Below are 9,005 nucleotides of genomic sequence, written 5' to 3'. Positions count from 1 at the left end.
ATTTTTTGAGCTTTGAGGGCTCAAAATTTTTCAGAATAACTTTTCTACTTACACAGTTAGTAGGACACTACCTTAAACCTCCACAATCAGCTCCCTCTCAAATCCATTATACTTTTCCGAAATGTAACCATGCGGATTGCAGATAATCTCCGTCTCCCCTATTTTGTATCTTTTCGGCGTGTGAATATGCCCGTGAATCCAATACAGCGGTTGATATTCCAAGATAAAATCCTCCAGATTGGAAACGTATGCGGAAGTTAACGGATCATTTTTAAAATGTTCCGGGCTCGACTGTAAACTCGGGGCATGATGAGTAACCACAATATTCTTCATGCCCTTTGAATTTTCAAGACTTTCTTTTAACCACAATCTCGAAAACTGATGAATTTTATAAATATCTATCGACCTCATCTTTGAATACGAAGGATCTCTTTTAATTTTCTTATAATCGTTCATTCCTTGCTGACAGACAAATCCGTAGTATCTCGGATCTCCGAAAACAGAAAAATCCGTCCACAACGTTGCGCCATGAAAACGAATCCCATCAATATCTGCAAAACCGTCTTCCAGCACAAAAACATTGGAATTTTCTGCGGCAGCTTTTATTTTATTTAACGTTTTAGGATAAGAACCTTTATAATATTCATGATTTCCCAACACATAAATCACAGGTTTATCGGGAATCTTTGTTTTGATCCATTCAATTCCTTTCGTTCCCAAATTAACATCTCCCGCCAAAACAACGACATCGGCTTGATCAAAAGATAATTCCGACATTCCGAATTCCTGATGCAGATTGCTGATGATTTGTATTTTCATGGTGCTAAAAAGATGACATGTATTAAAATTTACAAAAACTTTATTAACTAACTTTGATATACTTATAAAGTTAAATGCTTTACTTTTCAAGTTTCTTTACTCCAGTTAACCAAGTTTTAAGCTCTTCCAAGATCTTACTATCTCTTATTTCTTGTTCCTCAATCATTTCCTTTCCTAACTTCTTCACAAAAATATTTTTCACCAACCATCCTTTTTCTTTGTTAAAATTTCCTTCAAGATATTTCCGCCCCGCCCCACGAGTTCTGCAAGCATTGATTACAATATCAATATTTTCATATTCTTTTAATAAATTATTAATTTTTTTTACTTGATTTATATCGTCTCCCGCGCTGACGAAAGCTATATACAAATTATCAACTTCGAAGACAGTACATATATCACCTTTCTTAAGATCAAATTCTTTATTGAGGTAATTATTAGAAATCCATTCAGCTATTAGCTTAACTTTTGTTGTTTTTCCTGTTTTACTTACTCCTCTTAAAGTGAACATTTTTTTCATTTATTATCTTTTATAAGCTAATATAAAAATAAACTTATTGTTAATTTAATTATGAACAAAAGAATCGACAAAATTTGCCGATTCTTTCAATATATAATTTAGTTTAAAGTAGGTCAGTTTACGAAACAGCGATTTCAGATTCTGCGATTTTTATATTTTTAAAGATGAAAAAACACAACATTATTAATGCAAAAACAGCATAGCCGATCAGAATAATCAGGCTCAAATTTCCCACCGCCAATTCTGAAGGAAAAATCTGGCTCATCAACGTCATAAAAGACAACCCGATTCCTGCGCCTAAAAAATAGCTTGTCGAACTCAGACTCGAAGCCACTCCGTAAGAGGAAGGATTTACATCCTGAATTCCCAAGACAGACAAAGCGGTAAAACAAAACGTCATCCCTATTCCTGAAATGCATGCTGCACCTAATAAAACCATTGACAAAGGATGCCCGAAATAAATGGAAACCAACAACGCCAAAGCTCCGCTTAACATGAAAATCCAGCCCAAAATTCCCATCTGCGAAGAATTTAATCTTTTGGCAACATGAGGAAGAATAAATTTTGCCACCAAAGCAGACATAACACTGAAAGGAACCAACATCAGTCCCGCCGAAGCCGCACTGTGATTCATATCTTTTTGCAACATCAGCGAAATTAAAAACAAAAATCCGATGAAAAAAGCGCCTAAAGCCACAAAAGCCAGATTGGAAACTACCAGAGAAGAATGTTTTAACAATTTTAAATCAATCAATGGTTGGGAAACCGATTTTAAACGGAAAACGACAGAAGTCAGTAAAATAACCGCCAAAATTAACGAACCTGCAACCAATAAAGTCTGTTCTTTGATGTGAACCAACTCATGCGTTCCGTATGTTAAGCTCAATAAACCTAAAACCAGTAGAATTCCAGACAGAAGATCTGTTTTTTGGGACACTCCTTTCTCATCTTTCGGAAGATACTGATACGCGAAAATCAACGTGATGAAAAGAATCGGAACATTGATTAAGAAAACCCAATGCCAACTCAGATACGTACTGATGATTCCCCCTAAAGAAAGTCCGCTTCCGGAACCAATCGCAGCAAAAGAACTGAAAATCCCGATCGCACGGTTTCTCTCCTGATCTTCTTTAAAAGTATTCGTCACAATCGACATTGCCGAAGGCATAATGAAAGCCGCTCCCAATCCCTGTAAAGCCCTAAAAATAGCTAAAGTTCCAAAACTTTCAGACAAACCCGCTCCCAGAGAAGTCAGCATAAAAAGGAATAATCCCAAAAGAAAAATTTTCTTTCTTCCGATCTGATCGGAGAGTTTTCCCCCGATAATCAGAAAGCCTCCAAAAAATAATACATATAAAGTCTGAAGCCATTGTACAGTTTCTGCACCAATCCTGAATTGCTGTTGAATAGAAGGAATTGTGAGATTGATAATGGCAATATCCAAAGCCTCTACAAATGTTCCTACCGATGCTAAAATCAAAATCAAATTCTTTCTCTCCATATAGTTCAATTATGCTGCAAAATTAAAATTAATAGAACGTATATAAAAATTTAAACTAAAATTAAGAACATATTTAATATAATTCAATTTAAAAAAGAACAAATAGTCTTATATTTGAAATTAATTCTTCAAAAACAGAACAGATGGCAACAGAAAATTATATACTCGACGAAAAAGACCTTTCCATTCTCAGAATTTTACAGAAGGATGCGAAATTAAGCGTCCGAGATATTGCGGCAAGAATTAATCTTAGTCCCACTCCTACTCACGAAAGAATCAAACGAATGGAAAAACTGGGAATCATTAAAGAATATACTACTGTTGTTGACCGTAAAAAAGTGAACAAGGGAATGATGGTAATCTGCATGATCGCGCTGAATGTTCATAACAAAAAAACCGCAGGAAAATTCATTGAGGAAGTAGGAAAACTGAAAGAAGTGGTTGAGTTCTACAACATCAGCGGAGATTTCGATTTTATGCTGAAAATTCTCGCTCCGAATATGGATGAATTTCATGAATTTTTCGTGAACAAACTCTCTGAAATTGAAGGAATCGGACAGACAAAAAGTATTTTTGTGATGAACAGCATTAAGGAAAGTTCCCAGATTTTGTAATTGAAATTAAAAAAACTACAATCCTTTCTCCATCTCTTTTTTGCTGCAATCCTCACAAATTCCGCTTACCAGAAAGTTATACTGATTGATGATAAAATTCTCCGGAAGCCGAATTTCAGGAACGACATTCTCTATGCAGGTAACCGATTTGCATTTCTCGCAGTTAAAATGCAGATGATTGTGATGATGTATCTCGGAACAGCCTCTGCATTTCGCAAAATTTACCACACCATCCACATTTACAATTCTGTGAACACTGCCCTCTTCTTCCAGTCTTTCCAACACTCTGTAAATCGTGACGCGATTGCACAAATTGCCCAGTTTCAGTTGAATATCTGCATGTGATAACGCATGATCAGATTCTGTTATCAGCTTCAGAATCTCGGTTTTTGCCTGTGTACTTCTTGTCTGTTTCATATAATTAATGCAACAAAGTTGCGATAATAAATTTTAATTCCTACTTTTGCAACAAAGTTACAATAAGAATAATGAAAACAAAAATCTTAGATCTTATCGGTATTTCTGCGGCGGTTCTCTGCCTGATCCACTGCATTATTTTCCCTTTGCTGATGGTTGTTCCGCTGGGTATTTCCCATAATCCCTATATTGATTTGGCATTTCTGCTCGCCGGAATTATCGTGGTTTCAAAAATAACCAGAAATATCCGCTCAACCGCTCTGAAATTGCTTTTCTGGGCTTCTGTTGCACTCATCGCAATTTCAATCAGTCTGGATTTTATTTTCCATATTCATTCTGAACTGATTTATGCAGGTGCAACCGGACTTATTACTGCACACCTCATCAATTTCAAAAATCATAAACATTAAAAAATCATTCAGATATCATGCAAAAAAGAATTCCTGTAACGGTTTTAAGCGGCTTTTTGGGTGCCGGAAAAACCACACTTCTTAATCACGTTCTTCACAATAAAGAAAACCTGAAGGTTGCAGTGATTGTAAACGACATGAGCGAAGTAAACATTGACGCACAGTTGATAAAAAACGAAAACACAATATCCAGAACCGAAGAAAAACTTGTGGAAATGAGCAACGGATGCATTTGCTGCACTCTTCGTGACGACCTTCTTATTGAAGTAGAACGTCTCGCAAAAGAAAACCGTTTCGATTATCTGCTGATTGAAGGAACCGGAATTGCGGAACCTGTTCCGATTGCCCAGACTTTCTCTTATGTGGACGAAGAAAGCGGTATCGATCTTTCCCGATTCAGCTATATTGATACAATGGTAACGGTTGTAGACTGTCTTCATTTCTTCAAAGATTTCGGTTCCAGCGAATTATTGACTGATAGGGATCTTACCGATATTGAGGGCGATAACAGAACCATTGTAAACCTTCTTACAGATCAGGTAGAATTTGCCAACATCATTGTTCTGAACAAAACAGATCTCGTAACGGAAGAAACAGTGAACTTTCTGAAAGCTGCCATTAAAAAACTAAATCCGGATGCAAAATTCATTACCTCCGAATTCGGGAAAATTAATCCTCAGGAAATTCTCAATACAGGACTTTTTGATTTCGAAACCGCTCAAAATTCTGCAGGATGGCAGAAAGAACTTCAAAATGAACATCATACACCGGAAACGGAAGAATATGGATTGAGCTCTTTTGTTTTCAGAAGCAAAAAACCATTTCATCCGGAACGCTTCTGGAATTATCTTGGTCAAAAGTATCCGGAAGGTGTTATGCGTGCAAAAGGGCTCTTCTGGCTTGCTTCCAGACCGGACGATGCGCTTAATTTTTCTCAGGCAGGAGGCTCTTTCCGAATGGAGAAGGCAGGAGTATGGTGGTGCAGTATGCCGATGAGTCAGCGGGAAATGTATCAGTCTTTCTCCGAAAACAGAGATTTTATCGAAAATAAATGGGACAAAGACTGGGGAGACCGGATGAACGAAATGGTCTTCATTGGTCAGGATTTAAACAGAGAACAGATGATAAAGGATCTGGAAAGATGTCTCCTGAAAGACAATGAGAAGTATATGTTTGATCAGAATATATCATTTGAAGATCCTTTTCCTAAAAATATTTAATTATGAAAAACTCATCAAACCAGCCTTTCGATGCCATCATTATTGGCGGAAGTTACTCCGGATTATCTGCAGCAATGGCTTTAGGAAGATCTTTAAGAAAAGTTCTGATTCTGGACAGCGGAAATCCCTGCAATGCACAGACACCTTTTTCGCATAATTTCATTACACAGGACGGAAAAAAGCCTGCTGAAATTTCCAAAACAGCCCTTGAACAGGTTCTGAAATACGAAACGGTAACCTTCCTTCAGCAAAAAGCAACAGAAGCGAAAAAAACAGATTTTGGGTTTGAAATAAAAACAGAAACGGAAATATTTTCATCCAAAAAAATCATTCTTGCTACAGGAATTCGGGATCTTTTTCCTGATATAAAAGGATTTAAAGAATGTTGGGGTATCTCTGTAATTCATTGCCCTTACTGTCACGGCTACGAATTCAGGAACCAGAAAACGGCAATTTTGGCAAACGGTGAAAAAGGATTTCACCTTGCAGGACTGGTAAGAAATCTTTCGCAGGATCATCTGATGTTACTGACGAACGGAAAGGCTGATTTTCCGGAAGAGCAAATGTCTGATTTAAAGAAAAACAATATTTCTATTGTGGAAGAAAAAGTAACGGAAATTGTTCATCGGGAAGGGAATCTTTCTGAAATTATTTTTGCGGACGGAACTTCTCTTCCGATGAATGTACTCTATGCACCTCCGGCTTTTGAACAGCACTCGCATATTGCTGCACAACTGAACTGCGAATATACGGAGACAGGACATATTAAAACCGATTCTTTTCAGAAAACAAGTGTTGACGGTGTTTTTGCGTGTGGAGATAATTCTTCGCCCATGCGCTCGATAGCTCATTCCGTTTATACAGGAAGTGTTTCGGGAAGTATGCTGAATCTTCAGCTTGTACAGGAAAATTTTTAAAAACGAAAAGAAACATCTACTATAAATTTATCTGAACTTTATTTAAACAAAAATTTAACGATTCCTTTTTATCAAACAGGTTAACGTTAAATTCATATAAATCAGAAAAATAAGCTTTAAATTAACCTCAAAATACCAGCAATGAACAGACGGAAATTCCTGAGCGGTTCTGCTCTTTTAACAGGGGCATTCTCATTGAATCCATTCGATTTATTCGGAAAAAATTCTGAAGAAAAACTCAGCTTCAAAGGAAAAAAAGCAAAGAATATTATCTTCATGATCAGCGACGGAATGAGCAACGGAACACTTTCCATGGCAAATCTCTATTCCAAAAATATTTTGGGACGGGAAAGCAACTGGATGCATCTTTATCTGGAAAACAGAGTTTCGAGAGCTTTGATGGATACTGCTTCTGCAAGTTCTATCGTTACCGATTCTGCTGCGGCAAGTTCTTCTTTCGGGGGCGGATTCCGTGTAAACAACGGTTCTCTGAATGTAGGCGTGAACGGAGAACAGTATCTTCCGATCTGGCAAAAATTTAAAAAGAAAGGTAAAAAAGCGGGATGCGTAACCACTGTAACCATTACCCATGCCACTCCCGCCGGATTTTGCATCAATTCTGCCAAAAGAAGCGCGGAGCCTGAAATCGCCGAGATGTATGCGGAACTGGGTTTTGATGTAATGATGGGAGGTGGTGATGAGTTTTTCAATGCTGAAAAAAGAAAAGATAAAATAGATGTCTATTCTTCCTATAAAAATAAAGGCTACCAAATCCTGAAAAACCGATCGGATCTTCAAAATACGGATAAGAACAAACCTATTCTGGGTGTTTTTACCACTGGTGCTCTTCCCTATTCCATCGACCGAAAAAATATGCCGGAGCTGCAAAAAACTACTCCGACTCTTGCTGAAATGGCTAAAACGGCCATCGATCATCTGAAAGATCATAAGGAGGGTTTTGTTTTACAGATAGAAGGCGGAAAGGTAGACTGGTCGGCTCACGCCAATGATGTGGCTGCGCTTATTCATGATCAGATTGCGTTTGATGATGCCATAAAAACAGTCATGGATTTTGCAGAAAAAGACGGAAACACTCTGGTTATCATAACGACAGACCACGGAAATGCCAATCCGGGAACCATTTACGGAGCAGATGCCACAAAAAATTTCGACAGCATTGCCAATTATCAGTTTACAAATGAATATCTGCTGAATACTATTCGTCCCGATTTTAATCTGCAGCAGGTGAAAGACTGGATATTTACGAACAACCGTTTTTCAGTGTCAGATGAAGAAGCGAATCATCTGCTTAATTTTTACAAAGGTCTGGAAAAAGACGAGGAAGGATTGTACAATTATAAAAAACTGCCATATAAAGCATATTCCGAGATTCAGAAAAAACACAACAGCGTAGGATGGATCAGCATGGATCACAGTGGGGATTATGTGGAACTGGCAATATACGGGCCCGGAAGCGAATTGCTGAAACCTTTTGTAAAGAATACAGATCTGCATTATCTGATGCTGAAAGCTGCCGAAGTGGAGAATAAATTTTAGGCGGTTGAAATATCAATAATCTAAATATTTTACCTGTGCATCATTATTTAGATTTGAATGTTATATTCGATGGCTATCTTTATTTTACATAAATCACAGAATATTATTTAGAACCTTTAATAATTTTAATTATAATAGAAGCTGCCCGATCGGGCAGCTTTTTGTATTTTCATCTCAAAAAAATATTAATTATACCACAAAAGTGTTATTGTAAAAATTACAATTCTCTCGTAATTTTATACCTAAACTTTTTAAAAATATACACCATGAAAACAAAATTTTATGTATCAGCATTGTTGCTGATATTATTTGGCATTATAGTATCCGGACAGGAAACAAAGGAAAAATGGGTAGAAGAAAGAACTAATGAGGTTATAAAAGAAAATAATAAAATTGTTTCTGATGAAACCTTCAGAGAACTTGCCTTCAAAGATTTTGCAAATATACAGACTGGTGATAAAAATAAAAACGCACCAGGAAGATATGCTGCATTAGATGTTAATTCAAAAGATAAAAGTTTTGCTTTTTCTCCATTCATGCAGAGATTGGGTAACCTATTTTTTTCAGCAGATATTACGGGCACATTGTCTAATGAAGGAGAATATTTCGACTGGAAAAACAGAAATACCATATTAGTCGGATTAAATGCTACATGGCTTCTATCTCCTATTAAAAATTTCAAAACAAAACCTTCAAAGGATGATTATAAAGCTATGTATGGAGGTATTTATGACAAAGTGGAAGGTGAAATTACTAATAAAGATTCAGCAAAAACTAAACTTAAACTTGACGATATTACCCTCAATACTAAAGTATATTATAATGAGAAAGACTCATTAGCAAAATATGTACAGAAATACGAAACATTATTGGCAGAAAAATTATGGACCGGTAAAACACTGTTCTGGGTGAAATTTAATGTAAATCCTATCGCACAAGACAATTTTTATTGATATTGTTAAATTAAAATATATTTCATAAATTAGTATTATGAAATGTTATAAATGTCAATCATTAGATAAAGTAAAAG

Annotated in this window: 10 protein-coding genes; 6 read left to right on the top strand and 4 right to left on the bottom strand. The window is 36.4% G+C overall.

The window, feature by feature from the left end:
• Positions 1-72: 72 nt before the first annotated feature.
• The 3 genes from H6W52_RS20555 to H6W52_RS20545 form a co-directional block, all read right to left on the bottom strand.
• The gene (locus H6W52_RS20555) at positions 73-819 is read right to left on the bottom strand and encodes a metallophosphoesterase (protein ID WP_116099510.1); all 747 of its coding nucleotides are present in this window, start codon (positions 817-819) and stop codon (positions 73-75) included.
• A gap of 79 nt (positions 820-898) precedes the next feature.
• Positions 899-1,339: a hypothetical protein gene (locus H6W52_RS20550; protein WP_087708097.1), complete on the bottom strand. Its 441-nt coding sequence runs from the start codon at positions 1,337-1,339 to the stop codon at positions 899-901.
• A 118-nt stretch (positions 1,340-1,457) separates the two neighbouring features.
• Positions 1,458-2,840 (bottom strand): MFS transporter, encoded by a 1,383-nt coding sequence (locus tag H6W52_RS20545; protein WP_116099511.1) that lies wholly within the window; start codon positions 2,838-2,840, stop codon positions 1,458-1,460.
• 143 nt (positions 2,841-2,983) lie between these two features.
• Between H6W52_RS20545 and H6W52_RS20540 the strand changes: the two genes are divergently transcribed.
• A complete protein-coding gene (locus H6W52_RS20540; protein ID WP_116099512.1) occupies positions 2,984-3,454 on the top strand; it encodes an Lrp/AsnC family transcriptional regulator in 471 nt (156 codons plus the stop codon).
• 15 nt (positions 3,455-3,469) lie between these two features.
• Here the strand turns inward: H6W52_RS20540 and H6W52_RS20535 are convergent, their stop codons facing one another.
• Entirely contained in the window at positions 3,470-3,871 is a 402-nt protein-coding gene (locus H6W52_RS20535; protein WP_116099513.1) for a Fur family transcriptional regulator, read from the bottom strand.
• 71 nt (positions 3,872-3,942) lie between these two features.
• Between H6W52_RS20535 and H6W52_RS20530 the strand changes: the two genes are divergently transcribed.
• The 5 genes from H6W52_RS20530 to H6W52_RS20510 all read left to right on the top strand — a co-directional run bounded on the left by H6W52_RS20530 (position 3,943) and on the right by H6W52_RS20510 (position 8,928).
• The gene (locus H6W52_RS20530) at positions 3,943-4,281 is read left to right on the top strand and encodes a MerC domain-containing protein (RefSeq protein WP_087708092.1); all 339 of its coding nucleotides are present in this window, start codon (positions 3,943-3,945) and stop codon (positions 4,279-4,281) included.
• A gap of 17 nt (positions 4,282-4,298) precedes the next feature.
• Positions 4,299-5,501, top strand: a complete 1,203-nt coding sequence (locus H6W52_RS20525) for a GTP-binding protein (protein WP_116099514.1) — start codon at positions 4,299-4,301, stop codon at positions 5,499-5,501.
• 2 nt (positions 5,502-5,503) lie between these two features.
• Positions 5,504-6,418, top strand: a complete 915-nt coding sequence (locus H6W52_RS20520; protein WP_116099515.1) for an NAD(P)/FAD-dependent oxidoreductase — start codon at positions 5,504-5,506, stop codon at positions 6,416-6,418.
• 141 nt (positions 6,419-6,559) lie between these two features.
• Positions 6,560-7,975: an alkaline phosphatase gene (locus H6W52_RS20515; RefSeq protein ID WP_116099516.1), complete on the top strand. Its 1,416-nt coding sequence runs from the start codon at positions 6,560-6,562 to the stop codon at positions 7,973-7,975.
• Positions 7,976-8,241: 266 nt separating this feature from the next.
• On the top strand, positions 8,242-8,928 hold the full coding sequence (locus H6W52_RS20510) for a hypothetical protein (protein ID WP_116099517.1): 687 nt from the start codon (positions 8,242-8,244) through the stop codon (positions 8,926-8,928).
• The last annotated feature ends 77 nt before the right edge of the window (positions 8,929-9,005 follow it).

This window comes from Chryseobacterium sp. C2(2020), assembly GCF_014218915.1.
Lineage (GTDB): Bacteria > Bacteroidota > Bacteroidia > Flavobacteriales > Weeksellaceae > Chryseobacterium > Chryseobacterium mucoviscidosis.
This window is presented reverse-complemented; position numbering and strand designations above follow the sequence as displayed.